This window comes from Klebsiella planticola (assembly GCF_000783935.2).
Lineage (GTDB): Bacteria > Pseudomonadota > Gammaproteobacteria > Enterobacterales > Enterobacteriaceae > Klebsiella > Klebsiella planticola.
In genome coordinates this window covers 3,812,296-3,839,058 of the sequence record NZ_CP026047.1, presented here as the reverse complement: position 1 = coordinate 3,839,058, position 26,763 = coordinate 3,812,296, and the positions used below count along the sequence as shown (strand labels likewise).

Below are 26,763 nucleotides of genomic sequence, written 5' to 3'. Positions count from 1 at the left end.
ATAATCCCAAACAGACACCTGCTGTGGAATAAATAAAATGGATTATCAATTAACGCTTAACTGGCCTGACTTTATCGAACGCTACTGGCAAAAACGCCCGGTAGTCCTCAAGCGCGGCTTCGCGAATTTCGTCGATCCCATTAGCCCGGATGAACTGGCCGGGCTGGCGATGGAAAGCGAAGTCGATAGCCGCCTGGTCAGCCATCAGGACGGGAAATGGCAGGTCAGCCATGGTCCTTTCGAAAGCTACGACCATCTGAGCGAAAACAACTGGTCGCTGCTGGTGCAGGCGGTGAATAACTGGCACGAGCCGACGGCCGCGCTGATGCAGCCCTTCCGCGCTCTCCCCGACTGGCGTATTGATGATCTGATGATCTCTTTCTCCGTGCCCGGCGGCGGCGTAGGTCCCCATCTCGATCAGTACGACGTGTTTATCATCCAGGGAACCGGCCGGCGTCGTTGGCGCGTGGGCGATAAAGTCCCGATGAAGCAGCACTGCCCGCATCCAGACCTGCTGCAGGTGGATCCGTTCGACGCCATCATTGATGAAGAGATGGAGCCGGGCGATATTCTCTATATTCCGCCGGGATTCCCGCACGAGGGGTATTCCCTGGAAAACTCGCTGAACTATTCGGTAGGCTATCGCTCGCCAAATGCCCGCGAGTTGTTCAGCGGCTTTGCCGACTATATTCTGCAACGTGAACTGGGTAGCCAGCGCTATGTCGATCCGGATGTGCCTTCCCGCGATCATCCGGCGGATATTCTGCCAGCTGAACTCGACCGTCTGCGCGATATGATGCTGGGGTTGATTAACCAGCCAGAGCATTTTAAGCAGTGGTTTGGGGAGTTTATCACCCAATCCCGCCATGAGCTGGACGTCGCTCCTGCTGAGCCGCCGTATCAGCCTGATGAGATTTACGACGCGCTACAACAGGGCGATCGCCTGGTGCGGCTGGGCGGGCTGCGCGTACTGCGTATCGATGGCGAGGTGTTCGTCAACGGCGAGAAGATTAATTCGCCGCACCGTCCGGCGCTGGACGCGCTGGCCACGCATCTGTCGCTTAACGCGGAACATTTTGGCGATGCGCTGGAAGATCCATCGTTCCTCGCAATGCTTGCCGCACTGGTCAACTGCGGCTACTGGTTCTTCGAGGACTGAGCCGCGAGATGCCCGGTGGCGGCTCACGCCTTACCGGGCCTACGGTCCCGGCTCCGGGATTATGTACCACACCGCATATATTGCCCGGTGGCGGCTCGCGCCTTACCGGGCCTACGGTCCCGGCTCCGGAATTATGTAGCGCACTGCATATATTGCCCAATGGTGGCTCACGCCTTACCGGGCCTACGGTCCGGGCTCCGGGATTGTGTACCACACCTCATATATTGCCCGGTGGCGGCTCGCGCCTTACCGGGCCTACGGTCGGGCTCCGGGATTGTGTACCACACCGCATATATTGCCCGGTGGCGGCTTACGCCTTACCGGGCCTACGGTCCGGGCTCCGGGATTGTGTACCGCACCGCATATATTGCCCGGTGGCGGCTTACGCCTTACCGGGCCCACGGTCCGGGCTCCGGGATTATGTACCACACCGCATATATTGCCCGGTGGCGGCTCGCGCCTTACCGGGCCTACGGTCCGGGCTCCGGGATTGTGTACCACACCGCATATATTGCCCGATGGCGGCTCGCGCCTTACCGGGCCTACGGGATGAATGTGAGTCTGGATTCTGTAGGCCGGGTAAGGCGTGAGCCGTCACCCGGCGTTCTGTTTGCGCTCTCCGGCGTCAAAATCGGCAACGTCCCCAGCCCAATCCGGCGGATACAACCCGAGGCTCACATCACGATGAAAAGTTGAATACGGCCAGTCAATCACCCTCTTCACATAGCCATGTTTCACCGGATTGATGTAAACGTAATCCATATGCCGTCGGTAATCGTCCTCATGACGGATCGCATGTTCCCAGAAACGGGGCTGCCAGACCTCGCGCATTCCCAGTTCGCGGGTGAATGTTTTTTTAATATCCCGCCAGCGTCCCGAATAATCGGTATCGCCTTCCGGTAGCGTCCAGATAGCGTGCATATGTTCGGGTAAAATAACCCACGCGTTAATCAGGAAGGGCTTTTTGCGTTTAATATCAGCTGTCACAGCGCGAAGTTGAGCGATATAGCGGGTCAAAAGATCGCTTTGCCGATTTCGCAAATTGACGGTAAAGAACCAGGTGCCGCCAGGGATATGGCTGCGGTGGTAATTTGACATCAGAGGTTCCCTCCCCTTCCGCAGGTGCAGGTACGCAGTCTTTGCGAACCGCACGTTCGGTATTGCCCGGTGGCGGCTTACGCCTTACCGGGCCTACGGTCCGGGCTCCGGGATTATGTACCGCACCGCATATATTGCCCGGTGGCGGCTCACGCCTTACCGGGCCTACGGTCCGGGCTCCGGAATTATGTAGCGCACCGCATATATTGCCCGCTGCGGCTTACCGGGCCTACCAATAGCCCGGATAAGCACCGCGCTATCCGGGAGTTCTTCGGGATCAGGCGCCGCGTTTTGCCGTTAGCTCCGCAATCCGCACAATCACCTGCACCGCCTTCTCCATCCCCTCCAGCGTGACGAATTCATGCTTGCCGTGATAGTTATAGCCGCCGGTAAACAGGTTCGGACAGGGTAGCCCCATAAAAGAGAGCTGAGCGCCGTCGGTGCCGCCGCGAATCGGCTTCATTTGCGGTTCAATATCGCAATCCACCATCGCCTGGCGGGCAATCTCCACGACGTGCGGGTGCGACATCACTTTTTCATGCATATTGTAATAGCTGTCTTCAATCACCAGCTCAATATAGCAATCCGGATGCAGCCCCTTACCGACCTTTTTGGCAATTTCCATCATTTTGCGCTTGCGGGCCTCGAACTGCTTACGGTCAAAGTCGCGAATGATGTAGTGCATTTCTGCCCGGTCAACGCTGCCTTTCATGCTCGCCAGATGGTAAAAACCTTCGTAGCCTTCGGTCGTCTCCGGCACCTCATCGGCAGGGATTTCCGCATGGATCCGTGCCGCCAGCGACAGCGCATTCACCATCACCCCTTTTGCGGTGCCCGGATGGACATTGTTGCCCACGATCTTAATGGTCACCGATGCGGCGTTGAAGTTTTCAAACTCCAGCTCGCCCACTCCGCCGCCGTCAACGGTATAGGCCCAGCGGGCGTCAAACGCGGCGACATCAAAGTGCTTCGCCCCTTTCCCGACCTCTTCGTCAGGCGTGAAGGCCACGCGAATATCGCCGTGAGGAATATTTTTCGCCTTCAGCGTCGCCAGCGCGGTCATTATCTCGGCGATACCGGCTTTGTCATCGGCGCCAAGCAGCGTTTTGCCATCGGTGGTGATCAGCGTTTGCCCAAGCAACTGGTGCAGTACCGGGAACATCACCGGTGAGAGCACTTCATCGCCAATCCCAAGCGCGATATCACCGCCACGGTAGTTTTCAACGATTTGCGGGTTCACGTTTTTGCCGCTGAAATCCGGCGCCGTGTCGACGTGGGAAATAAAGCCAATGGGCGGAATAGCGCCGGCAACGTTGGCCGGAAGGGTTCCCATTACCGTCCCTTTCTCACTTAGCGTCACATTAACCAGTCCCATTTCTTCCAGCTGCGCCTGCAGCAGGCGTAACAGCTTCCACTGACCTTCCGTGCTTGGAACCTGACGCACGCCAGGCTTCGACTGTGTGTCCAGAGAAACGTACTGTAAAAAACGCTCAAGCAATTTATCCATGTAGCCACCCTCATCTTTTGTGACAACATTATTCATAAGCCCGAATATACAAATATTGCGTCAGGTCATTTTTAGCCCGGCAAATAAAAATTTAATACATGAACCGGCGTATTGTTGTAAAGGTCGTGTATCCGTATGAGACAGGCATTGGCGATCGCAAGCGATTGCCGTAGAATGCTGGCCCTCGTTTATTATGCGCAACCGCAAAGGTGGTTAACCACAAACCCCGCAACGGTCAATCGTCCGCTGCGTCTACATGGGACAGAGTTAAAAATTGAATATACAACCGCGTTCGCTTTCGCCGCTGGTGCAACTGGCGGGAATTCGCAAAAGCTTTGATGGAAAAACGGTTATCTCAGATCTGAATCTGACCATCAACAACGGTGAGTTTCTCACCCTGCTTGGCCCCTCTGGCTGCGGTAAAACCACCGTTCTTCGTCTTATTGCCGGGCTTGAAAACGTCGACAGCGGGCGAATTCATCTCGAAGATCAGGACATCACTCATGTTCCGGCGGAAAACCGCCACGTCAATACCGTTTTCCAAAGCTACGCTCTGTTTCCCCATATGAGCGTATTCGAAAACGTCGCCTTCGGTCTGCGGATGCAGAAAACGCCGGCGGCGGAAATCACGCCTCGCGTCCTCGATGCGCTGCGCATGGTCCAGCTGGAGGAGTTTGCCCAACGCAAACCGCATCAGCTCTCCGGCGGTCAGCAGCAGCGGGTGGCTATCGCCCGGGCGGTGGTCAACAAACCGCGCCTGCTGCTGCTAGATGAGTCCCTGTCGGCGCTGGATTACAAGCTGCGTAAGCAGATGCAAAACGAGCTGAAGGCGTTGCAGCGTAAGCTGGGCATCACCTTCGTCTTCGTCACCCACGATCAGGAAGAGGCCCTGACCATGTCCGACCGCATCGTGGTCATGCGCGATGGGAAAATCGAGCAGGACGGCACGCCGCGTGAAATCTACGAAGAGCCGAAAAACCTGTTCGTCGCCAGTTTTATCGGCGAGATTAATCTGTTTAATGCTACGGTCATTGAACGCCTTGACGAGCAGCGCGTCCGCGCCAGCGTTGAAGGCCGCGAATGCAATATCTACGTCAACTTCCCCGTCGAGCGGGGTCAGCGGCTGAACGTTCTGCTGCGCCCGGAAGATCTGCGCGTCGATGAAGTCCACGACGGCAGCGACGCCGACGGACTGATCGGCTACATTCGCGAGCGCAACTACAAAGGCATGACGCTGGAGTCGGTTGTCGAACTGGAAAATGGCAAAATGGTGATGGTCAGTGAATTCTTTAACGAAGACGATCCGGACTTTGATCACCCGCTTGACCAGAAAATGGCCATTAACTGGGTAGAAAGCTGGGAGGTTGTGCTGGCTGATGAAGAACACCAGTAAATTCCAGAATGTGGTGATCGCCACTATCGTGGGTTGGCTTGTGCTGTTTGTGTTCCTGCCCAACCTGATGATCATCGGTACCAGCTTTTTGACCCGCGACGACGCCAGTTTCGTCAAGATGGTCTTCACGCTGGATAACTACACGCGCCTGCTGGATCCGCTCTATTACGACGTGCTGCTGCACTCGCTCAATATGGCGCTGCTGGCGACCCTTGCCTGTCTGGCGCTCGGCTATCCTTTCGCCTGGTTTCTGGCCAGGCTGCCGGAAAAAGTGCGCCCGCTGCTGCTGTTTCTGCTGATCGTGCCGTTCTGGACCAACTCCTTGATCCGTATCTACGGGCTGAAAATCTTCCTCAGCACCAAAGGGTATCTCAACGAGTTCCTGCTGTGGCTGGGAGTGATTGATACGCCGCTGCGCATCATGTATACCCCGTCTGCGGTCATCATCGGACTGGTCTATATTCTGCTGCCGTTTATGGTGATGCCGCTGTACTCCAGTATTGAGAAGCTGGATCGTCCTCTGCTGGAAGCGGCAAGAGATCTGGGCGCCAGCAAGCTGCAAACCTTTATCCGCATCATTATTCCACTGACCATGCCGGGCATTATTGCCGGCTGTCTGCTGGTGATGCTGCCGGCGATGGGGCTGTTCTACGTCTCGGATCTGATGGGCGGCGCCAAAAACCTGCTGATCGGTAACGTGATTAAGAGTCAGTTCCTGAATATCCGCGACTGGCCGTTTGGCGCCGCGACCAGCATTACGCTGACGCTGGTGATGGGCCTGATGCTGTTAATTTACTGGCGCGCGGCGCGTCTGTTGAATAACAAGGTGGAACTCGAATGATCGGTCGACTGCTGCGCGGCGGCTTTATGACCGCCATTTATGCTTACCTGTATATTCCGATCATTATTCTGATCGTCAACTCGTTTAACAGTTCGCGCTTTGGTATTAACTGGCAGGGCTTTACCACTCAATGGTATAGCCTGTTGATGAACAACGATAGTCTGCTGCAGGCTGCACAGCACTCGCTGACCATGGCGGTGCTGTCAGCCACCTTTGCAACGCTTATCGGGTCGCTGACCGCCGTCGCGCTGTATCGCTATCGTTTTCGTGGTAAACCGTTCGTCAGCGGGATGCTGTTCGTGGTGATGATGTCGCCGGATATCGTCATGGCCATCTCCCTGCTGGTGCTGTTTATGCTGATCGGCATTCAGTTGGGGTTCTGGTCGCTGCTGTTTTCGCACATCACCTTCTGCCTGCCTTTCGTGGTGGTGACGGTCTATTCGCGCCTCAAAGGTTTTGATGTGCGGATGCTGGAGGCGGCGAAAGATCTGGGCGCCAGCGAGTTGACCATTCTGCGTAAAATTCTTCTGCCGCTGGCGCTGCCTGCCGTGGCCGCCGGATGGCTGCTGAGCTTTACGCTGTCGATGGATGATGTGGTGGTGTCGTCATTCGTGACCGGCCCGGGTTACGAGATCCTGCCGCTGAAGATCTATTCGATGGTCAAAGTGGGCGTATCGCCGGAAGTGAATGCCCTGGCGACGATTCTGTTAGTTCTGTCGCTGGTGATGGTCATCGCCAGCCAATTGATTGCACGTGATAAAACTCAGGGGACGTTAAAATGAAAAAATGGTCACGCCACCTGCTCGCAGCGGGCGCTCTGGTAATGGGTATCAGCGCCGCGCATGCGGACGACAGCAAAACGCTCTATTTCTATAACTGGACCGAGTATGTGCCGCCGGGTCTGCTGGAGCAGTTCACCAAAGAGACCGGCATCAAGGTTATCTATTCCACTTACGAGTCGAATGAAACCATGTACGCCAAACTCAAAACCTACAAAGACGGCGCCTACGATCTGGTAGTGCCTTCCACCTATTTCGTCGACAAGATGCGTAAAGAAGGGATGTTGCAGAAGATCGATAAGAGCAAGCTGACGAACTTCAGCAACCTCGATCCGCAGATGCTGAACAAACCGTTCGATCCGGGCAACGATTATTCCATTCCCTACATCTGGGGCGCCACCGCCATTGGCGTCAATAGCGATGCTATCGACCCGAAAACCGTCACCAGCTGGGCCGACCTGTGGAAACCAGAGTATAAGAGCAGCCTGCTGCTGACCGACGATGCGCGGGAAGTGTTCCAGATAGCCTTACGTAAGCTGGGCTATTCCGGCAATACCACCGACCCGAAAGAGATTGAAGCCGCCTACAACGAGCTGAAAAAACTGATGCCTAACGTCGCGGCGTTTAACTCCGATAATCCGGCCAACCCGTATATGGAAGGGGAAGTGAATCTCGGCATGGTGTGGAACGGTTCGGCATGGGTTGCCCGCCAGTCGGGCACGCCGCTCGAGGTCGTCTGGCCGAAAGAAGGCGGGATCTTCTGGATGGATAGCCTGGCGATTCCGGCGAATGCGAAAAACGTCGACGGCGCGCTCAAGCTGATTAACTTCCTGCTGCGTCCGGAAGTGGCAAAACAGGTGGCGGAAACCATCGGCTACCCGACGCCAAATCTCGCCGCGCGTAAAATGCTCAGCCCGGAAGTCGCCAATGATAAGTCGCTCTACCCGGATGCGGACACTATCGCCAGGGGCGAATGGCAAAACGATGTGGGCAGCGCCAGCACCCTGTATGAAGAGTATTATCAGAAGCTAAAAGCGGGCCGTTAATCCCGTCAGGCGGAGCCCCGGCTCCGCCGTTGTTTCGTCCTTCCCCCGCTCTACTGCGCAACACTGACACTCATACCAGCGCAGAATTTCCGCCACGAGGCTAATCATGCTGGCGACGGTATGACTGCTGCCGAGGCGGGGCAATCGGGTCGCCATTATCATCCCGCGTAAGCCGCCGGGTGCGGCCATTCCTCCGCGATTCAACTCTGGGTATTAGCACCCGCACGTTGATTGAGGCACCCGGAGGCCGGCTTATCCCGCATCGCGCCCATCCGCCATCAGAATCTGACCAAACTCGGCGCGCAGCCGGTTTTTCAGGACTTTACCGGTGGCGCTGACGGGGAGCGCATCGATGAACAGAATCCGGTCCGGAAGCTGCCATTTCGGCACTCGTGTCTGGTACCAGGCCAACAGCTCCGGCTCTTCAATTTCGCCATCTTCTGCCCTGACACACAGCAGCACCGGACGCTCATCCCAGCGCGGATGCTGCGCCGCAATCGCCGCCGCGCTGCGAATCGCCGGATGGGCAAGCGCAATATTCTCCAGCTCGACCGTTGAGATCCACTCTCCGCCGGACTTAATGATATCTTTCGCCCGATCGTGAATCACCAGGTAGCCATTCTCATCAACCGTGCCAATATCACCGGTGTCGAACCAGCCGTCATCGGTCAACGCGGTATCGGGACGACCGTAGTAATTTGCCGCCACCCAATGGCCGCGCACCTGTAGATAGCCCTGACTTTCGCCATCGTTGGCCAGCGCCTGGCCCTCAGCATCCACCACCCGCAGATCGATGCCAAAAATGACGCGCCCCTGACCGTGCCCCAGTTTTTGTTGTGCCTCCTGAGGCAGGGCTTTATGTTTGCTCAGCGGCGTGTTGATGGTGCCGATGGGCGAAGTCTCGGTCATCCCCCAGGCATGAATCAGCTCAATACCATAATCGCGGCGGAAGACCTCAATCATCGACGGGGGCAGCGCCGACCCACCGACAAAAGATCGTTTAAAACAGGGCAGGCGAACATCCGATTTACGCAGCGCGGCAAGCAATCCTGCCCAGATGACCGGAACGCCGAAGGCGACGCTGACCTGCTCCTCGCTCAACAGCCGCAGCAGGCTGTCGCCGTCCAGATTCGGCCCCGGCAGAACCAGGCGAGCGCCGGCCATCGCGGCAATAAAAGGCGTGCCCCAGGCATTGACGTGGAACATCGGCACTACCGGCAACAGCGTGTCCTGTGCCGAGATACCGGCCGCATCCGGCTGATTGCCGCTCAGCGCATGCAGTACCAGCGAGCGGTGGGTATTCAGCACCCCTTTCGGCTTGCCGGTGGTCCCCGAGGTATAGCACAGCGACGCCGGCGAATGTTCGCTCACCTCGGGCCAGCGATACGCCGGATCCGCTGCAGCGATCAGCTCATCAAAAAACAGCAGCGAGTCCAGCGCGGCGAGCGCCTCTTCATTCCGCGGCTCCAGCAGAACAAAATGCTTTACCGTTGGCAACTGGGGCCGCAGCGCGCAGATAAGCGGCAGAAAGGTGTCGTCGAAAAACAGAATCTCGTCCGCGGCATCATTGATGATAAACGCGAGGTGTTCCGTGGACAGGCGTGGGTTGATGGTATGCGTCACCCATCCCCCAGCACTGATGCCAAAATAGATCTCCAGATGGCGGCGATTATTCCACGCCAGCGTGCCGCAGCGGGCGCCTGTCGGGAGCCCCAGCCGGCTCATGGCGGAAGCCAGACGCAGGGCGTTATCCGCCACCTTTCCCCAGCTACTGTACTCTCTTCCCCCTAACGTCCCGACCGAAACAATTTCCGTATCGCTATGATAGCGCGCGGCATGCTCAATGAGCGTCCGGGTCGTTAAATCCTGATACATCATCGGTGGATGCATGGCTGTTACTCCGCGACAGGCTGATATGTTGTGTAAGTGATGCGGTCCGGTGTGCACCCGAACTCTCACTAAATCTGGCAACAACCCGGGCAGCCAACCAAAACAGATGTGCAAAATTTAGCGTTCACGCACAAGAATCCTCGTCTGGCAGCGGGGAATGTGATGGGAAATGGCTTTTCACGCGCGGCGGCAGCGCGCAGAAGAGGGGCCGATGAACGGCGGGCGCAGTGAAGAATGCGCGAGTGGTACGCTCGTCGCATTCAACTCGCGCCGGCGCAATGTTTCAGTTGCCAGGCTCTGGCTGCGGGGCCGTAAACTTATATCCTTTTCCCCATACCGTCAGAATAAACTCCGGCTCCGCCGGATTATCTTCTATTTTCATCCTCAGCCGATTAATGTGCGTGTTGACCGTATGCTCATACCCTTCATGCTGATAGCCCCACACCTGGTTGAGCAAACTGATGCGGGAAAAGACCTTATCGGGATGCCTGGCAAAGAACCACAGCAGGTCGAACTCGCGCGGCGTCAGGTCAAGCGCGAGATCGCGCAGACGCGCTTCGCGCGCAAGCGGATCGATGGTCAGCCGGTCAATGTGCAGAATGCCGGCGTCCTGCATCAGATTCTGGGCCATGGCCTCCTGACGACGGAAGAGCGCCTTCACTCGCGCCACCAGCTCAAGCATCGAAAAGGGTTTCGCGAGGTAGTCATCTGCCCCGAGTTCCAGCCCCAGGACACGATGGACTTCACTTGCGCGCGCGCTGATTATCACTATCGGCATGTAGCTTGCCATGGTGCGGGCATGCCGGCAGATCTCCAGACCGTCGATGCCCGGTAACATCAGGTCGAGGATCAGCGCGTCCCAGCCGCCCTGCCTGACCATCGCCAGCCCGCCGGTGCCTTCAGCAGCATGGCTGATTTCATAGCCCTCCTCGCATAAATGCAGCTGCAGCAGCTCCGCGATATTTTCATCATCTTCAATAATTAATACTTTTTTGGGCTTCATCGCTGCCGCCTTATTGCGTTCTGTCAGAGACAGTTTAGACGACATTCACATCGCGAGTTATCACATTTAATTTAACTTTTCGTGATACATCGGCGAACAGATTCAGGCCACACTGTTATTAACGCAATAACCGGGAATATCATGATGAACAGTCTCTCAAATCAGAGTAAGCCCGCGACCATTCATCCTCTGTGGTTAAGAATTTGCCACTGGGTTAATGCGCTTTCGATATTAATTATGGTGACCAGCGGCTGGCGTATTTATAACGCATCACCGTTGTTTAATTTTGATATTCCGGATGTACTGACTCTTGGCGGTTGGCTGGCAGGCGCATTGCAATGGCATTTTTCAGCAATGTGGTTGTTTGCTCTTAACGGTGTATTTTACCTGCTGATGAATCTTGTCAGCGGGCGCTTAAAAAAACAATTCTGGCCTCTGTCGCCGCAAGGAGTAATTGACGATTTTATTTCCGCACTACGCGGCAGGCTGACACATGACAATCCCGGCCATTATAACTACGTCCAGAAACTGGCCTATCTCTTCGTCATGCTCGATAGCATTATTCTGGCGTTATCCGGCCTGGTTATCTGGAAGTCGGTGCAGTTTCCGCTGCTACGAATCTTACTCGGGGGATATGACAGCGCACGGGTGATTCATTTCTTTGCGATGTCCGCACTGATGGGATTTGTCGTTATTCATCTGCTGATGGTGCTGCTGGTCCCGAAAACGTTACTGGCCATGCTCCGCGGACGATAAGGAAAATACAGTGAACAATCATAAAAATTCATTCTCCGCCGCCGACAAGGCCATCGTAGTCCAGGAGGCGAGCCGGGAAATTAACAAGCGGCTCTCATCGGAAGGTCGTCGCCGCTTTATCAGGCAGGGGTTAACTTTTGGCGGTCTGATGCTGTTAAGCGGTTGCGATATCAGCAATAACAGCGAGGTCGAAACAACCTTAAGCCAGATCTCACAATTTAACGATCGTATTCAACGCTGGTTATTTAATGCTAATAACCTTGCGCCGGTTTATCCCGAAAGTATGATCGCTCGCCCTTTCCCGTTTAATGCATTTTACAGCGAGGATCAGGCGCCCGCGATCGACGGCAGCGATTATCGTCTTGAAGTTTCTGGATTAGTGGCTGACAAACGCCCATGGACACTGGCCGAACTGCATAAGATGGCGCAGGTCAGCCAGATCACGCGACATATTTGTGTGGAAGGATGGAGCGCCATCGGTAAATGGGGTGGCGTTCCGTTTGCCCTATTCCTCAAAAGTATCGGCGCCGATCTGAGCGCCAGCTACGTCAGCTTTCGCTGTGCTGATAATTATTATACCAGTATCGATATGGCCACTGCGCTCCATCCGCAGACGATTATGGCATTAACCTACGATGGCCAGATATTACCGCGTAAATATGGTTTCCCGATGAAGTTAAGAATTCCGACCAAGCTCGGTTATAAAAACCCGAAGCATATTATGTCAATTGAAGTCACCAACCGCTACCCCGGCGGCTACTGGGAAGACCAGGGTTATAACTGGTTCGCCGGTAGTTAATTCGTGGTCGTCATCATCCGTTATTCATACAACATGAAGGAATTGCAAAATGAAAAAGATTAATACATTACTGATGTGCTCTGCTTTACTTTTCGGTATGTCCAGCGCCTACGCTGCCGATAATATGGCCAAAGATAACATGGGCAAGATGTCTCACGACTGCACAAAAGATGGCATGAAAAAAGAGTGTATGTCTAAAGATGGCATGTCGAAGGATAAAATGAGCAAAGACAGCATGGCCAAAGATGCCATGTCGAAAGACAAGATGGGCAAAGACACGATGGGTAAACAATAACCGCGCAGCCCGACGACGAGGTCAAAGGGGTGGCCTGCCGGTTGGGCAGGTAACCCCTTTTTATCCCCTCATCCTGCCACCGCAGGATCGCCAGCAGGGGCCCTCGAAACACCGGGAAACCGCTCTCCTCCGACCTGAGCTTTAGCAATCAAAGCCGTAGCGTTACGGGATCAGAGATCTTTCAACAGCCGGTCGACGAATGCCGGAACAACCTCACTCGCCAGACCGTAGTGTTTTTCGGCAAATTCGCTGCCGACCTGGCTGGGCTCGAGGTTAAGTTCCACGGTATGCGCCCCCTGCAGACGGGCTTCGTGCACGAAACCTGCCGCCGGGTAAACGTGCCCGGAAGTGCCAATGGCGATGAAGATATCGGCATCGGCCAGCGCGCTGTAAATGTCATCCATCCCCAGCGGCATCTCGCCAAACCAGACCACGTGCGGACGCAGCGGCGCCGGGAACTGGCAGCAGTGGCACTTATCTTCCGCCGTGACGTCTCCGGTCCACTCCAGTACCTGTCCGCTCCACGAACAGCGCACCTTCAACAGCTCGCCGTGCATATGAATCACCCGACGATTTCCCGCACGTTCGTGCAGGTTATCAATATTCTGGGTAACCAGCACAAATCGATCGCCCAGCGCCGCTTCCAGCCGCGCCAGCGCCTGATGTGCCGCATTCGGCGCTATCTCCGGGCTTTGCAGCTGCCGGCGACGGGCGTTATAAAACGTCTGCACCAGCGCAGGATCGCGGGCGAAGCCTTCCGGCGTCGCCACATCTTCCACCCGGTGCTCTTCCCACAAACCATCGGCCGCGCGAAACGTTTTAATCCCGGACTCCGCCGAAATGCCCGCGCCGGTCAGCACCACAACCCTGGGTTTATCTGTTGTTTCCACAGCCGCCTTATCCTCTTTAAAAAAAATCCGCTGGCGCAGACGTTCACGCAAGCGACGTTTATTGCGACGAAAACGGCTCAATCGGTGTAAGCGGCGCGACAACATAGCTCCCCCTGTGGTTAATGAGTCAAATGAAGGAAGGCCGCACCGCGCATGCCTCCGGCATCGCCATGGCGCGCACGTTCAATACGCGGCACCCGGGCAACGGGAAGTAAATGTCGCGGCAGGCGTTGCGCCAGCCCTTCGCTTATGGCAGTAAAGTTAGACAATCCTCCGCCAAGCACCAGCAGATCCGGATCAACAATCGTCAGAATATTACCCAGACAGACCGCCAGCAGGTCAAGATAGCGCTCGACGTGCTCGTGCGCCCGCGCATCGCACTGCTGCCAGAGCGCCACGATTTCGGGAGAGGTTAAGGTGTGTTGATAGAAATGTTCATAGAGCCAGGCAAAACCGCGGCCGGAGAGATAGTTTTCAATGCAGCCCAGCTGACCGCAGCCGCAGCGGGTGAGCGGGAAATCACGCCCCACGACCTCCAGCGCATCTACCGGCAGCCGGATATGGCCAAATTCACCGGTAATATAGCTATGTCCGGTAATCGATTTACCGTTGAGGACCAGGCCGCCGCCCACCCCGGTGCCGAGAATCAGCCCCATCACCAGCGGGTATTGCGTAAATTCATCGTCCCAGGCTTCGGAGAGAGCAAAGCAGTTGGCGTCGTTATCCAGACGGACTTCACGCCCGAGCCGGGCGCTCAGATCGCTGCGCAGCGACTGGCCGCTGGCAGCGGGGACGTTGGCGGCATACAGCGTGCCGTCCGCGGTTTCCGGCATCCCCGGAATACCAATCCCTACCGTCCCCTGACAGTCAAAGCGGCCGTCAGCTTCACGGACCAGCGCCTCTACCGCCTGTAGAAAGTCGGCATAACTCTCCTTCGGCGTGGCAACGCGTTTTTCCCACTGCAATCGCCGCGCTTTATCAAACACGCCCAGCGCTATTTTGCTGCCGCCAATATCAAATCCGTAGTACATAGCCATTCCTCTTTACTGACCGAAAAGGTCAGGACGTAAAGAGTGGATAACAGAGATTCTTGTAGGTCCGCGCAAACGAAGCGCCACCGGGCGCAATGTCAGGTGGCAGCTTCTCCTTACCCGACCTACCGGTTCATTCCCCGCAATCCACTGAATTACTGGCCACTCAGCACCCTCGCCGGGTCAATGCGGCTGGCGCGGCGGGCGGGATACCAGCTGGCCAGCAAACTCAGCAACAGTGCCGTCACCAGCACATAAATAACATCCAGCCAGTGCAGTTCAGACGGCAGGAAGTCAATAAAATAGATGTCGCCGGACAAGAATTTGTGCCCGATCAGGTATTCAAGGCCGTTGATGATGGACGTCAGATTTAGCGCACAAATGACGCCGATCGCCACACCAATCAGGCTCCCGACCGAACCGGCAAGCAAACCATACCAGACAAAAATGGCGCGGATCAGGCCATCTTTCGCCCCGAGCGTACGCAGTACCGCAATATCGCTGCTTTTATCTTTCACCGCCATCACCAGGGTGGAAACGATGTTAAAGCAGGCCACGCCGATCACCAGCACCATCGCGAGGTACATAATGGCGCGGATCATCTGAATATCACGATACATATAACCGTAGGTTCCGATCCAGCTCTTGATGTAAACGTAGCTGTTGGTCACTTCGCCGGCATCACGCACCAGCGTATTGGCGTGGAACACATCGGTGACTTTAATCGCAATCCCGGTCACGCTGCCAGCCATATCCAGATACTGTTGGGCATCGCTCATCGGGATCATCGCAAAACTGTGATCGAGCTGGCCGCTGAGCTGCAAAATCCCGGTCACATGCAGCCTGACGCGTTTCGGCTGCAGGAGCTGATGCTCGGAATCAGAGTTGGGGATCATGATGGAAACCCAGTCGCCCTGCTTCACGTGCAGCGCATCCGCCACCCCTTTACCGAGAATGACCTGCTGTTCGCCGGCTTTAAAATTAGCCCACGCGTTATTCTGGACAAACTGAGGCAGCGAACTCAGGCGGCTTTCCTGCTGCGGATCGACACCCTTGACCTGAATGGCGCGCATGTTGCTACCGCTCTCCACCAGCCCGGTGAAATTAATGTACGGCGCCGCGGCAACGATCCCTTTAACTTTTTCCACCTTCGCCAGCGCGTCGTTCCAGTTGGTCCACGGCTGCTTTACCGGCTCGATTTCGCCATGCGGAACCACCGCCAGAATGCGGTTGTTCAGCTCACGTTCAAAACCGTTCATTGCGCTGAGGCCGACGATCAACACCGCCACCCCGAGCGCAATCCCGATGGTTGAAATCACCGAAATCAGCGACACCATGCCGCCACGTCGCCGTCCGCGGCTAAAACGCAGGGCAATCAATAACGATAACGGAGAAGTCATTACCTGGCCCCCATCAGGGTCAGTTCCGCGTCCAGATGGCCATCACGCATCTCCAGCTGGCGGTTCATCCGTTTGGCCAGTTGCAGGTCGTGGGTCACCACCAGAAAAGCGGTGCGCTGGGCAACGTTCAGTTCCCCCAGCAGCTGAAAAATACTGTCGGCATTGCGGGCATCGAGGTTACCGGTCGGTTCATCCGCCAGCACCAGCCGGGGCTTGTTGACCAGCGCCCGGGCAATCGCCACCCGCTGGCGCTCGCCGCCGGAAAGCTCTGACGGGCGGTGGTTGCTGCGGTGTTCCAGCCCCACGGCATGCAGCATCGCCTTAGCCTGACGTTCAATATCCGCTGCTTTCTGTTTGCCAATCAGCAGCGGCATTGCCACGTTTTCGAGGGCGGTGAAATCCGGCAACAGGTGGTGGAACTGGTAGATAAAGCCCAGCTCACGGTTACGCAGGTCGGCTCGCGCGGCTGCGGAGAGCCGGTTCATCGACTGCCCGGAGAAAATCACATCGCCGGAGGTCGGCGTATCCAGCCCGCCGAGCAGATGGAGCAACGTACTCTTCCCGGAACCCGAGGTACCGACAATCGCCATCATCTCCCCTTCCTCAATGCTGAAGCTGACATTATGCAACACGTCGGTTTGCACACTGCCTTCCTGATAGCGTTTGCACAGATTGTCGCATTGCAGCAGGATCTTATTCATAACGTAAAGCCTCAGCGGGTTGAGTGGCGGCAGCGCGCCAGGAAGGATACAACGTAGACAACAATGCCAGCACCATGGCCACCAGTACGATAATCGTCACCTGTAAAGGCTCGATGGCGACCGGTAGCGCAGCGCCGTCAAGGAACGCGCCGATAATCGGCATTAAATTATTTAACTGGCTGGCGAGCAGTACGCCGAGTGCGGCGCCAAGCAAGGCTCCGACGATCCCGGCGCTGGCCCCCTGGACCATAAAGACCAGCATAATCTGTCGCGGGGTCAGCCCCAGGGTTTGCAAAATCGCCACCTCGCCCTGTTTTTCCATGACCATCATCCCCAGCGAGGTAATGATATTAAACGCCGCGACGGCCACAATCAGGCTCAGCAGCAGGCCCATCATATTTTTTTCCATGCGCACGGCCTGGAACAGCTCGCCTTTCCGCTCGCGCCAGTCCTGCCACTTCGTTCCCTGCGGCAGCGTCTGCTGGCTGAGGGTATCCACCTGTAAAGGCTGGCTCAGCCACAGACGCCAACCGGTAATGTTGCCCAGCGGGTAGCGCATCAGGCGCGAGGCATCGTCGATATTGGTCAACATCTGATAGCCGTCCACTTCACTGTTGGCGGCAAAGGTGCCGATCACGTTAAACAGGCGTTGGCTGGGCACCCGCCCCATTGGCGTGAACTGACTGGCTGAAGGCACCATGACGCGAATCTGGTCGCCGCGGTTAACCCCCAGTTGACCGGCCAGCTGTTCGCCAAGAATGACGTTATATTTGCCGGCCTGAAGATCGCTTTGCTTCACGTTAACGAGATAGGGAGTGAGCGGATCGTTTTGCGTCGGGTCGATACCCAGCATCACGCCAACTGCGACGCTGCGGGCGCTTTGCAGCACCACATCGCCGGTCGTTAATGGCGCTATGCGCGTGACGCCCTGTAACTTGATGGCGCTTTCCGGCAGCTGCTGAGGGTTCACCGAGCCCTGCTGTGCGCTAATCATGGCCTGCGGCATCAGCCCCAGGATGTTGTTCTGCAGCTCGCGCTCGAAGCCGTTCATGACCGAAAGCACGGTCACCAGCGCCATCACGCCAAGCGTAATGCCGATGGTGGATAGCCAGGAGACGAAACGACCGAAGCGGTCGGCTGCGCGCCCGCGCATGTAGCGAAGGCCGATAAAGAGTGCGGCAGGTTGGTACATGTAATCCATCTGGTTGCTGATAGCCGATGCACGAGTATATATGGCATAGCACAACGCGTAAATCACTGAAACGGTAAGTTTTTGTCGCGTAATAAGAAAAAAGTAAAGATAAATCAAATGGATATTTGATTAGTCAGCGCTTATCTATCAGAATCTTTCACCGTAGCGGCCCCTCTTACCGTCAATCAGGTTGGCGAATACGGGTCAATCGCGGATAATCATCAACATTGAATATTAGCGATTTGCCCTTATATACCGGTCATACTGCAAGCTGCATGTGCATTGGCGACGCTGGTTTACCCGAATCACTTACCTGCGTAAGCTCATCGGGCAGCAATCGGCAAAATGAGGGACCTCTTTGTCCCTTGCCAGAGGCATCGTCGACTGTTCAGGTTCGTTTCTGACGAATTTGTCGCTCACTTGCCGCGTAACCTGGCCTATGGCCTTGCCCCTTCGGGGTCAGTGCAAGCGCTGTTCAACAATGCCTGAGGTGTTTTTGAGCAGCAATTCGAATATTTAGGGTACACATATAGAGCGAATCAAGAAGGGATCCTGATAACAGCTATGCCTCAACAATACCGATACACACTGCCGGTCAAGCCCGGCGAACAGCGGCACCTCGGTGAATTAACCGGCGCGGCTTGTGCCACGTTGGTTGCGGAAATGGCCGAGCGCCACGGTGGGCCGGTTATCCTCGTCGCCCCCGATATGCAAAATGCCCTGCGCCTGAACGATGAAGTTCGCCAGTTTACCGACAGCATGGTGACAGGCCTGGCAGACTGGGAAACGCTACCTTACGATAGCTTCTCGCCGCATCAGGACATTATCTCTTCCCGCCTCGCCACGCTCTATCAATTACCCACCATGCAGCGCGGTGTACTGATCGTGCCGGTCAGCACCCTCATGCAGCGCGTCTGTCCGCATAATTTCCTCCACGGACATGCGCTGGTGATGAAAAAAGGCCAGCGTCTGTCGCGTGATGCCCTGCGCTCTCAGCTGGACAGCGCCGGCTATCGCCATGTGGATCAGGTGATGGAGCACGGAGAGTATGCCACCCGCGGCGCCCTGCTTGACCTGTTCCCGATGGGGAGCGAGCAACCCTATCGCCTCGACTTCTTCGATGATGAAATCGACAGCCTGCGCCTGTTCGACGTCGACAGCCAGCGTACGCTGGAAGAGGTGGCCGCCATTAATCTGCTGCCCGCCCATGAGTTCCCGACCGATCAGGCGGCGATTGAGCTGTTTCGTAGCCAGTGGCGCGATCGCTTTGAGGTCAAACGCGACGCCGAACATATCTATCAGCAGGTCAGTAAAGGGACATTACCGACCGGTATCGAATACTGGCAGCCGCTGTTTTTCAGTGAGCCTCTGCCGCCGCTGTTCAGCTACTTCCCGGCGAACGCCCTGATCGTGAATACCGGCGATCTGGAAGCCAGCGCCGGGCGTTTTCAAAACGAAACCCGCGCCCGCTTCGAAAGCCGCGGCGTCGACCCGATGCGTCCGCTGCTGCCGCCGGAACAGCTCTGGCTGCGGATTGACGAACTGTTCAGCGAGCTGAAAAAATGGCCGCGCATTCAGTTAAAAACGGAGCGTCTGGCCGAGAAAGCCGCCAACATTAACCTCGGTTATCAGAAGCTGCCGGACCTCTCTGTACAGGCGCAGAACAAAGCGCCGCTGGACAATCTGCGCCGTTTCCTTGAAGCCTTTACCGGCCCGGTCATATTCTCGGTTGAGAGCGAAGGTCGCCGGGAAGCGCTGGGCGAAGTGCTGGCGCGCATCAAAATTGCGCCAAAACATATTCTGCGGCTGGAAGACGCCACCGGCAACGGCCGCTATTTGATGATTGGCGCCGCCGAACATGGGTTTATCGATAGCCAGCGTGATCTGGCACTGATTTGCGAAAGCGACCTGTTGGGCGAGCGCGTGGCGCGCCGTCGCCAGGATTCACGCCGCACCATTAACCCCGACACCTTAATCCGTAACCTGGCGGAACTGCATATCGGCCAGCCGGTAGTGCACCTGGAGCATGGCGTTGGCCGTTACGCCGGTATGACCACGCTGGAAGCCGGCGGCATCAAAGGGGAATACCTGATGCTGACCTACGCCAACGAGGCCAAACTGTACGTACCGGTGTCATCCTTGCATCTGATTAGCCGCTACGCCGGCGGCGCAGAAGAGAGCGCGCCGTTGCATAAACTCGGCGGCGATGCCTGGGCGCGCGCGCGGCAGAAAGCGGCAGAAAAAGTGCGCGATGTGGCGGCAGAACTGCTCGATATTTACGCCCAGCGCGCGGCGAAATCGGGCTTTGCCTTTAAGCACGATCGCGAACAGTACCAGCTGTTCTGCGACGGTTTCCCCTTTGAAACCACCCCGGATCAGGCGCAGGCAATTAATGCCGTTCTCAGCGACATGTGTCAGCCGCTGGCCATGGACCGCCTGGTCTGCGGCGACGTCGGCTTCGGTAAAACCGAAGTGGCAATGCGTGCCGCCTTCCTGGCAGTGGAGAACCACAAACAGGTCGCGGTCCTGGTGCCGACCACCCTGCTCGCGCAGCAGCACTTCGATAACTTCTGCGACCGCTTTGCCAACTGGCCGGTACGTATTGAAATGCTGTCGCGCTTTCGCAGCGCGAAAGAGCAGGCGCAGATTCTTGAACAGGCCGCCGAAGGTAAAATCGATATTCTTATCGGCACGCATAAGCTGCTGCAAAGTGAAGTCAAACTGCGTGACCTTGGGCTGCTGATCGTCGATGAAGAGCATCGCTTCGGGGTTCGCCACAAAGAGCGAATCAAGGCGATGCGTGCCGATGTCGATATTCTGACGCTGACCGCCACACCGATTCCACGAACGCTGAACATGGCGATGAGCGGAATGCGGGATCTGTCCATTATTGCCACCCCGCCCGCCCGCCGTCTGGCGGTGAAAACTTTCGTCCGGGAGTATGACTCGCTGGTGGTTCGCGAGGCGATTCTGCGTGAAGTGCTGCGCGGCGGCCAGGTCTACTACCTCTATAACGACGTGGAGAATATCCAGAAAGCGGCGGATCGGCTGGCGGAGCTGGTGCCGGAGGCTCGTATTGCCATCGGTCACGGGCAGATGCGCGAGCGCGAGCTGGAACGGGTGATGAATGATTTCCACCATCAGCGCTTTAACGTACTGGTCTGTACCACCATCATTGAGACCGGGATCGATATCCCGACCGCCAATACCATTATCATCGAGCGCGCGGACCATTTCGGTCTGGCTCAGCTGCACCAGCTGCGCGGACGCGTCGGCCGTTCGCATCATCAGGCCTATGCCTGGCTGCTGACGCCGCACCCGAAAGCAATGACCACCGATGCGCAAAAGCGTCTGGAAGCCATCGCCTCGCTGGAGGATCTCGGCGCCGGTTTCGCGCTGGCCACGCATGACCTGGAAATCCGCGGCGCCGGCGAGTTGCTGGGCGAAGATCAGAGCGGGCAGATGACCACCATCGGTTTTTCGCTCTATATGGAGCTTCTGGAGAATGCTGTCGATGCGCTGAAAGCCGGACGCGAACCTTCGCTTGAGGATCTGACCAGCCAGCAGACTGAAGTTGAGCTGCGTATGCCTTCACTGTTGCCGGACGACTTTATTCCTGATGTGAATACCCGACTCTCGTTCTACAAGCGGATTGCCAGCGCCAGGAATGAGCACGACCTGGAAGAGATTAAAGTCGAACTGATTGACCGCTTTGGCCCGCTACCGGATGCGGCGAGAAACCTGCTGGATATCGCCCGCCTGCGTCAACAGGCGCAGAAGCTGGGTATCCGTAAGCTGGAGGGCAATGAGAAAGGTGGCGTGATTGAGTTCAATGAAAAGAACAACGTCAACCCGGTGTGGCTGATTGGCCTGCTGCAAAAACAGCCTCAGCACTTCCGCCTGGATGGCCCGACGCGGCTGAAGTTCATGCAGGAACTTGGCGAGCGTAAAACGCGGATGGAGTGGGTTCGCCAGTTTATGCGTCAGTTAGAAGAGAACGCAACCGCTTAATCGCAGCGCGGAGGCGGTGCCCGTCACCGTCTTCCGCGCCTTTTTCTTCCTTCACGGTCACACCCGGTAAACTTTACAAACATTTTGCAATTCACCAGGGTTTCCCCACAGAGACCCGCGCGATAATCCCCGTCTGTTTCCTCATAAAAAATAACCACTTATTTATTATGGCTACTTTCGTATCGCGTTTTTCACTGTGGCTGGCAATGGCGGCCGTTGCTGGCGTCCTGGCCCTCCCTGCCCGCGCCAATACCTGGCCCTTACCGCCTTCAGGTAGCCGCCTCGTCGGGCAAAATCAGTTTCACGTCGTCCAGAATGACGGCGGTTCGCTGGAGGCTATCGCCAAAAAATACAACGTGGGCTTTCTGGCATTGCTTCAGGCAAATCCCGGCGTCGATCCTTACGTTCCGCGTGCCGGCAGCGTACTGACCATTCCGCTGCAGACCCTACTGCCGGAAGCGCCGCGCGAAGGGCTGGTGATCAACCTCGCCGAGCTTCGCCTCTACTACTACCCGCCGGGGAAAAATGAGGTCACCGTCTACCCTATCGGTATCGGCCAGTTAGGAGGGGATACCCTTACTCCGACGATGATCACCACCGTCTCCGACAAGCGCGCAAATCCAACCTGGACGCCGACGGCGAATATTCGCGCACGGTATAAAGCGATGGGAATAGAACTCCCGGGCGTAGTACCTGCCGGGCCGGATAACCCGATGGGGCACCATGCTATCCGCCTTGCGGCCTACGGCGGCGTCTATCTGCTGCACGGCACGAATGCCGATTTTGGCATCGGAATGCGCGTAAGCTCCGGCTGTATCCGCCTGCGCGATGACGACATCAAAACCCTGTTTAACCTCGTTACCCCAGGGACGAAAGTCAATATTATCAATACGCCAGTAAAAGTCTCCGTGGAGCCTGACGGCAGGCGTCTGGTGGAAATCCATCAGCCGCTGTCCAAACACTTAAATGACGATCCGCAGACGCTGCCGATAGTCCTGAATAGCGAGATGTCGGCGTTTAAGCAGGCCGCGCAGACCGACCAGACGGTGATGGATCGTGCGATGGCGCTGCGTTCGGGTATGCCGATTGACGTTACCCGTCATCACAATACTGGCGAACAGTCATTGTAAGCGCTTAGACAGAAATAAAAAAACCGCCCCGGGGGGCGGTTTTTTTATGGGATAACAAACGGGGTAAAACGATAGTGCGACGCTTCGCGGTTTCATAAAGGGGTGAAAACCGCGTCACGTAAGTGGCATAACAGGGAACAACTTACTGCTCGCGGCCTGATAAAGGGGTCAGGGGTCGCGTTTTGTCAGTGGCATGACAGGGGTAAAACGAAACTTATTTGTAGATAACCGCAGTGCCATGCAGGGTGTTTGGACCCGTTACTGAGGTGATACGGAAAGAGGTGGCGCCCATTTCTTCCGCTTTCTGCGCCAGCTGGTCTTCCAGCGAGCCCAGGTTTGTCCCGGCGGAGGCAGAAACGGTACCGATTTTGTGTTGGCCGGCAGGTGTGGACTGCACTTCAACAGCCGCGAAGCTGGCGAAAGAAAGAGAGCTCAGCACGGCGGCAAGCGTCAGCGTTTTGATGTTTTTCATGATTATTATACCTATGCAGATGATTTTTTTAGTAGGGTCGTAAGAATTAACTTAACGATCGATAGGTAAATAATAATGTGACCTATATCACACGTCAATGAATTTTTATAACGATCGTTTATTTATTTATAAACAACTTAAAATTCATACATATATGAATTATTTATTTTTGCGGGTTCAGCGCTGGAAGGTTGTAAGGTTTATTTTTATAATGCCTCTTCAACAAACCAACATAGGTACAGCGGCATCATGACAACTGACGTTCAAAGTTGCACAAAAAAAAGCCGTGGCCGACCCAAAGTGTTCGACAAGGAAGCGGCGCTGGATAAGGCTATGGCACTTTTCTGGCAGCACGGCTACGAGGCAACTTCTCTTGCCGATCTGGTGGAGGCGACCGGGGCAAAAGCACCGACGCTGTACGCTGAGTTCGTCAACAAGGAAGGGTTATTTCGCGCGGTTCTGGATCGCTATATTTCACGTTTTGCCGCCAGACATGAAGCGCTGTTGTTTGCCGAAGAAAAATCAGTTGATCAGGCGCTGCGAGACTATTTCACCGCCATTGCCACCTGCTTTACCAGTAAAGACACGCCGGCAGGCTGTTTTATGATCAATACGTCCGCGGCGCTGGCGGCATCATCTACCGCGATCGCCAATACCATTAAGTCGCGGCACGCGATGCAGGAACAAACGCTGACCCAGTTCCTCCAGCAGCGGCAGCTGCGCGGCGAACTGCCGCAAAACGGCGATGTGCGACAGCTGGCGCAGTTCTTAAACTGCGTGTTGCAAGGGATGTCCATCAGCGCACGCGAAGGGGCTGATTTCACCAGGCTGATGCAAATCGCCGATACCACCCTGCGGCTGTGGCCGCAAATCCTCCAGCACTAATCTGCGCTTCCCCGGTGACAATCGCCACCGGGTTTTCCCCTGTCTTTCCTGATTAACCCCAGTTTTACTCATGTTTTCACACTGTTACGTATCAATTTTGTTGTAAATGATATTGATAACAATAATCACTACGTGCAAAATCCGCTTTTAAGTTTTTCTGCTTATTTCCATCTGTAACAACCGATGCGCCCGCATCGAACACTAAAAACAACATGACTGCAGTTAACTCATAAAAGGAATGCGTATGAACAAGCGTCTCTGGGTGCTTAACCCACTGCTGCTGGCCACCGCCCTGCCCGCCTTTGCCGCGCAGGCGGAAGAAGAAAACATTATCGTTAGCGCCAACCGAACTCACCGCACCGTCGCCGAAATGGCGCAAACCACGTGGGTTATCGAAGGTCAGGAGATAGAACAACAGGTTCAGGGAGGAAAGGAGTTCAAAGACGTCCTGGCCCAGTTGATTCCCGGAATTGATGTCAGCAGCCAGGGACGAACCAACTACGGAATGAACATGCGTGGACGGGCCATCGTGGTGCTGATCGACGGCGTTCGCCTCAACTCTTCCCGTACCGACAGCCGTCAGCTCGACGCTATCGACCCGTTCAACATTGAGCATATTGAAGTCATCTCCGGCGCCACTTCGCTGTATGGCGGCGGCAGTACCGGCGGCCTGATCAATATCGTGACCAAAAAAGGGCAGCAGGAACGCCAGGTGGATCTGGAATTAGGCGGCAAAAGCGGATTTGCCAACAGCAACGATCACGACGAACGCGTGGCGGCGGCGGTCAGCGGCGGCACCGACCATGCTTCCGGACGGTTATCGGTGGCTTATCAGCGCTTTGGCGGCTGGTATGATGGCAATAACGATGCGCTGGTCCTCGATAATACGCAGACCGGCCTGCAGCACTCGGATCGCCTCGATGTCATGGGCACCGGCACCATCAACATCGACGATAACCGTCAGCTGCAGCTGGTGACGCAATACTATAAAAGCCAGGGCGATGATTACGGCCTGTATCTCGGCAAAAACATGTCGGCCGTCACCGGTGAGGGCAAAGCCTATACCACCGACGGGCTTAATTCCGACCGCGTTCCTGGTACCGAACGGCATCTGATTAGCCTGCAATACTCCGATGCCGATTTCTATGGCCAGAATCTGGTCAGCCAGATCTATTATCGCGACGAGTCGCTGACCTTTTACCCCTTCCCGACGCTCACCAAAGGTCAGGTCAGCAGCTTCTCCTCATCTAAACAGGATACCGATCAGTACGGTGCGAAAATTACCCTCAACAGCCAACCGCTTGACGGCTGGGATCTGACCTGGGGGCTGGATGCCGATCATGAGACCTTTAATGCCAACCAGATGTTCTTCGATCTGAACACTTCGATGGCGTCAGGCGGCCTGCACAACGAGTCAATCTACACGACAGGACGCTACCCGGGCTACAGCATTACAAACCTGGCGCCGTTCCTGCAAAGTAGTTATGACCTGAATGATATTTTCACCCTGAGCGGCGGCGTGCGCTATCAATGGACGGAAAACCGGGTTGATGATTTTGTCGGCTACGCCCAGCAGCAGGATGTCGCCAGCGGCAAAGTGAACTCGGCCGATGCCATCCCGGGCGGTAAAACGGATTATGATAACTTCCTGTTTAACGCCGGTATTGTCGCCCACCTCACCGACCGCCAGCAGACCTGGTTTAACTTCTCGCAGGGCGTCGAGCTACCGGACCCGGGTAAATACTATGGTATCGGCAAATACGGCGCGGCGGTCAACGGCAACTATCCCCTGCTGTCGAGCGTCAACGTGGGTGATTCGCCGCTGCAGGGGATCAAAGTCAACTCCTACGAACTGGGCTGGCGTTACACCGGCGATAACCTGCGCACGCAGCTGGCGGCATACTACTCCACCTCGGACAAAACCATTGTCGTTAACCGCACCGATATGACGATCGACGTCCAGTCCGACAAGCGGCGTATTTACGGCGTGGAAGGGGCCGTCGATTACTTCTTCCCGGATAGCGACTGGAGCACAGGTGCGAACTTCAACGTGCTGAAATCTCAGGTGAAGAGTGACGGTAGCTGGCAGAAATGGGATGTGACTCTCGCTTCGCCATCTAAAGCCACCGCCTGGGTCGGCTGGGCGCCGGATCCGTGGTCGCTGCGCGTGCAAACCCAGCAGGTATTCGACCTGAGCGATGCCAGCGGTAATAAGCTCGACGGCTATAATACCGTAGACTTTATCGGCAGCTATGCGCTCCCGGTGGGCAAACTGACCTTCAGCATCGAGAACCTGCTGAACGAAGACTATGTCACCATCTGGGGACAGCGCGCCCCGCTGCTCTACAGCCCGACCTACGGCAGCAGTTCACTGTATGAATACAAAGGTCGCGGCCGTACCTTTGGCCTGAACTACGCCGTCAGCTTCTGATAAAAAAAGCCCCTCAGCCTGAGTGCAGGAGGGGCAAATAACAGTCACGTCTTT

The 26,763-nt window shown here is 56.1% G+C and carries 22 protein-coding genes; 12 read left to right on the top strand and 10 right to left on the bottom strand.

The window, feature by feature from the left end:
- Positions 1–37: 37 nt before the first annotated feature.
- A complete protein-coding gene (locus MC50_RS18485; protein ID WP_047664669.1) occupies positions 38–1,159 on the top strand; it encodes a ribosomal protein uL16 3-hydroxylase in 1,122 nt (373 codons plus the stop codon).
- A gap of 594 nt (positions 1,160–1,753) precedes the next feature.
- On the opposite strand, the gene MC50_RS18480 is transcribed toward MC50_RS18485, so the two are convergent.
- Positions 1,754–2,257 (bottom strand): REP-associated tyrosine transposase, encoded by a 504-nt coding sequence (locus tag MC50_RS18480; RefSeq protein ID WP_032688319.1) that lies wholly within the window; start codon positions 2,255–2,257, stop codon positions 1,754–1,756.
- A gap of 277 nt (positions 2,258–2,534) precedes the next feature.
- The gene (gene pepT, locus MC50_RS18475) at positions 2,535–3,764 is read right to left on the bottom strand and encodes a peptidase T (protein WP_047664668.1); all 1,230 of its coding nucleotides are present in this window, start codon (positions 3,762–3,764) and stop codon (positions 2,535–2,537) included.
- 274 nt (positions 3,765–4,038) lie between these two features.
- On the opposite strand from pepT, the gene potA reads away from it, so the two are divergent.
- Genes potA through potD form a run of 4 tightly spaced genes read left to right on the top strand, consistent with a single transcriptional unit; the run spans position 4,039 to position 7,823 of the window.
- Positions 4,039–5,157, top strand: a complete 1,119-nt coding sequence (gene potA, locus MC50_RS18470) for a spermidine/putrescine ABC transporter ATP-binding protein PotA (protein WP_032688321.1) — start codon at positions 4,039–4,041, stop codon at positions 5,155–5,157.
- A complete protein-coding gene (gene potB / locus MC50_RS18465) occupies positions 5,141–5,998 on the top strand; it encodes a spermidine/putrescine ABC transporter permease PotB (protein WP_032688322.1) in 858 nt (285 codons plus the stop codon). The genes potA and potB overlap by 17 nt, the downstream gene beginning before the upstream one ends.
- Positions 5,995–6,780 carry a spermidine/putrescine ABC transporter permease PotC gene (gene potC / locus MC50_RS18460; protein WP_032688323.1) on the top strand — a complete coding sequence of 262 codons (786 nt, stop codon included), beginning with the start codon at positions 5,995–5,997 and terminating at the stop codon, positions 6,778–6,780. Before potB ends, potC begins: the two co-directional genes overlap by 4 nt.
- Positions 6,777–7,823 carry a spermidine/putrescine ABC transporter substrate-binding protein PotD gene (gene potD / locus MC50_RS18455; RefSeq protein WP_032688324.1) on the top strand — a complete coding sequence of 349 codons (1,047 nt, stop codon included), beginning with the start codon at positions 6,777–6,779 and terminating at the stop codon, positions 7,821–7,823. Before potC ends, potD begins: the two co-directional genes overlap by 4 nt.
- A gap of 252 nt (positions 7,824–8,075) precedes the next feature.
- On the opposite strand, the gene MC50_RS18450 is transcribed toward potD, so the two are convergent.
- Both MC50_RS18450 and MC50_RS18445 read right to left on the bottom strand, forming a co-directional pair.
- Complete coding sequence (locus MC50_RS18450; RefSeq protein ID WP_047664666.1) at positions 8,076–9,713, bottom strand: long-chain fatty acid--CoA ligase; 1,638 nt, start codon at positions 9,711–9,713, stop codon at positions 8,076–8,078.
- A gap of 283 nt (positions 9,714–9,996) precedes the next feature.
- Positions 9,997–10,716, bottom strand: a complete 720-nt coding sequence (locus MC50_RS18445) for a response regulator transcription factor (protein WP_032695746.1) — start codon at positions 10,714–10,716, stop codon at positions 9,997–9,999.
- Between the two features lie 144 nt (positions 10,717–10,860).
- On the opposite strand from MC50_RS18445, the gene MC50_RS18440 reads away from it, so the two are divergent.
- Genes MC50_RS18440 through MC50_RS18430 form a run of 3 tightly spaced genes read left to right on the top strand, consistent with a single transcriptional unit; the run spans position 10,861 to position 12,566 of the window.
- Positions 10,861–11,472: a cytochrome b/b6 domain-containing protein gene (locus tag MC50_RS18440; protein ID WP_032695978.1), complete on the top strand. Its 612-nt coding sequence runs from the start codon at positions 10,861–10,863 to the stop codon at positions 11,470–11,472.
- A 10-nt stretch (positions 11,473–11,482) separates the two neighbouring features.
- Positions 11,483–12,271: a molybdopterin-binding protein gene (locus tag MC50_RS18435; protein ID WP_047664664.1), complete on the top strand. Its 789-nt coding sequence runs from the start codon at positions 11,483–11,485 to the stop codon at positions 12,269–12,271.
- A 49-nt stretch (positions 12,272–12,320) separates the two neighbouring features.
- Positions 12,321–12,566 carry a pentapeptide MXKDX repeat protein gene (locus tag MC50_RS18430; RefSeq protein ID WP_046852757.1) on the top strand — a complete coding sequence of 82 codons (246 nt, stop codon included), beginning with the start codon at positions 12,321–12,323 and terminating at the stop codon, positions 12,564–12,566.
- 170 nt (positions 12,567–12,736) lie between these two features.
- On the opposite strand, the gene cobB is transcribed toward MC50_RS18430, so the two are convergent.
- The 5 genes from cobB to lolC form a co-directional block, all read right to left on the bottom strand.
- A complete protein-coding gene (cobB, locus tag MC50_RS18425; RefSeq protein ID WP_047664662.1) occupies positions 12,737–13,561 on the bottom strand; it encodes a Sir2 family NAD+-dependent deacetylase in 825 nt (274 codons plus the stop codon).
- A 14-nt stretch (positions 13,562–13,575) separates the two neighbouring features.
- Complete coding sequence (nagK, locus tag MC50_RS18420) at positions 13,576–14,487, bottom strand: N-acetylglucosamine kinase (RefSeq protein WP_047664660.1); 912 nt, start codon at positions 14,485–14,487, stop codon at positions 13,576–13,578.
- Between the two features lie 155 nt (positions 14,488–14,642).
- Positions 14,643–15,887, bottom strand: coding sequence for a lipoprotein-releasing ABC transporter permease subunit LolE (gene lolE / locus MC50_RS18415; protein WP_032688331.1), 1,245 nt, complete (start codon positions 15,885–15,887; stop codon positions 14,643–14,645).
- A complete protein-coding gene (gene lolD / locus MC50_RS18410) occupies positions 15,887–16,588 on the bottom strand; it encodes a lipoprotein-releasing ABC transporter ATP-binding protein LolD (protein WP_032688332.1) in 702 nt (233 codons plus the stop codon). The genes lolE and lolD overlap by 1 nt, the downstream gene beginning before the upstream one ends.
- Complete coding sequence (gene lolC / locus MC50_RS18405; protein ID WP_049267684.1) at positions 16,581–17,780, bottom strand: lipoprotein-releasing ABC transporter permease subunit LolC; 1,200 nt, start codon at positions 17,778–17,780, stop codon at positions 16,581–16,583. Before lolC ends, lolD begins: the two co-directional genes overlap by 8 nt.
- A gap of 564 nt (positions 17,781–18,344) precedes the next feature.
- Between lolC and mfd the strand changes: the two genes are divergently transcribed.
- The gene (gene mfd / locus MC50_RS18400) at positions 18,345–21,791 is read left to right on the top strand and encodes a transcription-repair coupling factor (protein ID WP_047664658.1); all 3,447 of its coding nucleotides are present in this window, start codon (positions 18,345–18,347) and stop codon (positions 21,789–21,791) included.
- Between the two features lie 167 nt (positions 21,792–21,958).
- Complete coding sequence (gene ldtC / locus MC50_RS18395) at positions 21,959–22,921, top strand: L,D-transpeptidase LdtC (protein WP_047664656.1); 963 nt, start codon at positions 21,959–21,961, stop codon at positions 22,919–22,921.
- Between the two features lie 214 nt (positions 22,922–23,135).
- Here the strand turns inward: ldtC and bhsA are convergent, their stop codons facing one another.
- Positions 23,136–23,393 carry a multiple stress resistance protein BhsA gene (gene bhsA / locus MC50_RS18390; protein ID WP_004860548.1) on the bottom strand — a complete coding sequence of 86 codons (258 nt, stop codon included), beginning with the start codon at positions 23,391–23,393 and terminating at the stop codon, positions 23,136–23,138.
- 249 nt (positions 23,394–23,642) lie between these two features.
- Between bhsA and MC50_RS18385 the strand changes: the two genes are divergently transcribed.
- Together MC50_RS18385 and MC50_RS18380 are read left to right on the top strand one after the other, a co-directional pair.
- Positions 23,643–24,278, top strand: a complete 636-nt coding sequence (locus tag MC50_RS18385) for a TetR/AcrR family transcriptional regulator (RefSeq protein WP_032688336.1) — start codon at positions 23,643–23,645, stop codon at positions 24,276–24,278.
- Positions 24,279–24,522: 244 nt separating this feature from the next.
- Positions 24,523–26,709 carry a TonB-dependent siderophore receptor gene (locus tag MC50_RS18380; protein WP_032700297.1) on the top strand — a complete coding sequence of 729 codons (2,187 nt, stop codon included), beginning with the start codon at positions 24,523–24,525 and terminating at the stop codon, positions 26,707–26,709.
- Positions 26,710–26,763 lie beyond the last annotated feature (54 nt).

Bases quoted from the DNA above. Each gene is read 5' to 3' on its own strand.
- MC50_RS18485 (WP_047664669.1), top strand. From the start codon at position 38: ATGGATTATCAATTAACGCTTAACTGGCCTGACTTTATCGAACGCTAC.
- MC50_RS18480 (WP_032688319.1), bottom strand. From the start codon at position 2,257: ATGTCAAATTACCACCGCAGCCATATCCCTGGCGGCACCTGGTTCTTT.
- pepT (WP_047664668.1), bottom strand. From the start codon at position 3,764: ATGGATAAATTGCTTGAGCGTTTTTTACAGTACGTTTCTCTGGACACA.
- potB (WP_032688322.1), top strand. From the start codon at position 5,141: ATGAAGAACACCAGTAAATTCCAGAATGTGGTGATCGCCACTATCGTG.
- potC (WP_032688323.1), top strand. From the start codon at position 5,995: ATGATCGGTCGACTGCTGCGCGGCGGCTTTATGACCGCCATTTATGCT.
- potD (WP_032688324.1), top strand. From the start codon at position 6,777: ATGAAAAAATGGTCACGCCACCTGCTCGCAGCGGGCGCTCTGGTAATG.
- MC50_RS18450 (WP_047664666.1), bottom strand. From the start codon at position 9,713: ATGCATCCACCGATGATGTATCAGGATTTAACGACCCGGACGCTCATT.
- MC50_RS18445 (WP_032695746.1), bottom strand. From the start codon at position 10,716: ATGAAGCCCAAAAAAGTATTAATTATTGAAGATGATGAAAATATCGCG.
- MC50_RS18440 (WP_032695978.1), top strand. From the start codon at position 10,861: ATGAACAGTCTCTCAAATCAGAGTAAGCCCGCGACCATTCATCCTCTG.
- MC50_RS18430 (WP_046852757.1), top strand. From the start codon at position 12,321: ATGAAAAAGATTAATACATTACTGATGTGCTCTGCTTTACTTTTCGGT.
- cobB (WP_047664662.1), bottom strand. From the start codon at position 13,561: ATGTTGTCGCGCCGCTTACACCGATTGAGCCGTTTTCGTCGCAATAAA.
- nagK (WP_047664660.1), bottom strand. From the start codon at position 14,487: ATGTACTACGGATTTGATATTGGCGGCAGCAAAATAGCGCTGGGCGTG.
- lolE (WP_032688331.1), bottom strand. From the start codon at position 15,887: ATGACTTCTCCGTTATCGTTATTGATTGCCCTGCGTTTTAGCCGCGGA.
- lolD (WP_032688332.1), bottom strand. From the start codon at position 16,588: ATGAATAAGATCCTGCTGCAATGCGACAATCTGTGCAAACGCTATCAG.
- lolC (WP_049267684.1), bottom strand. From the start codon at position 17,780: ATGTACCAACCTGCCGCACTCTTTATCGGCCTTCGCTACATGCGCGGG.
- mfd (WP_047664658.1), top strand. From the start codon at position 18,345: ATGCCTCAACAATACCGATACACACTGCCGGTCAAGCCCGGCGAACAG.
- ldtC (WP_047664656.1), top strand. From the start codon at position 21,959: ATGGCTACTTTCGTATCGCGTTTTTCACTGTGGCTGGCAATGGCGGCC.
- bhsA (WP_004860548.1), bottom strand. From the start codon at position 23,393: ATGAAAAACATCAAAACGCTGACGCTTGCCGCCGTGCTGAGCTCTCTT.
- MC50_RS18385 (WP_032688336.1), top strand. From the start codon at position 23,643: ATGACAACTGACGTTCAAAGTTGCACAAAAAAAAGCCGTGGCCGACCC.
- MC50_RS18380 (WP_032700297.1), top strand. From the start codon at position 24,523: ATGAACAAGCGTCTCTGGGTGCTTAACCCACTGCTGCTGGCCACCGCC.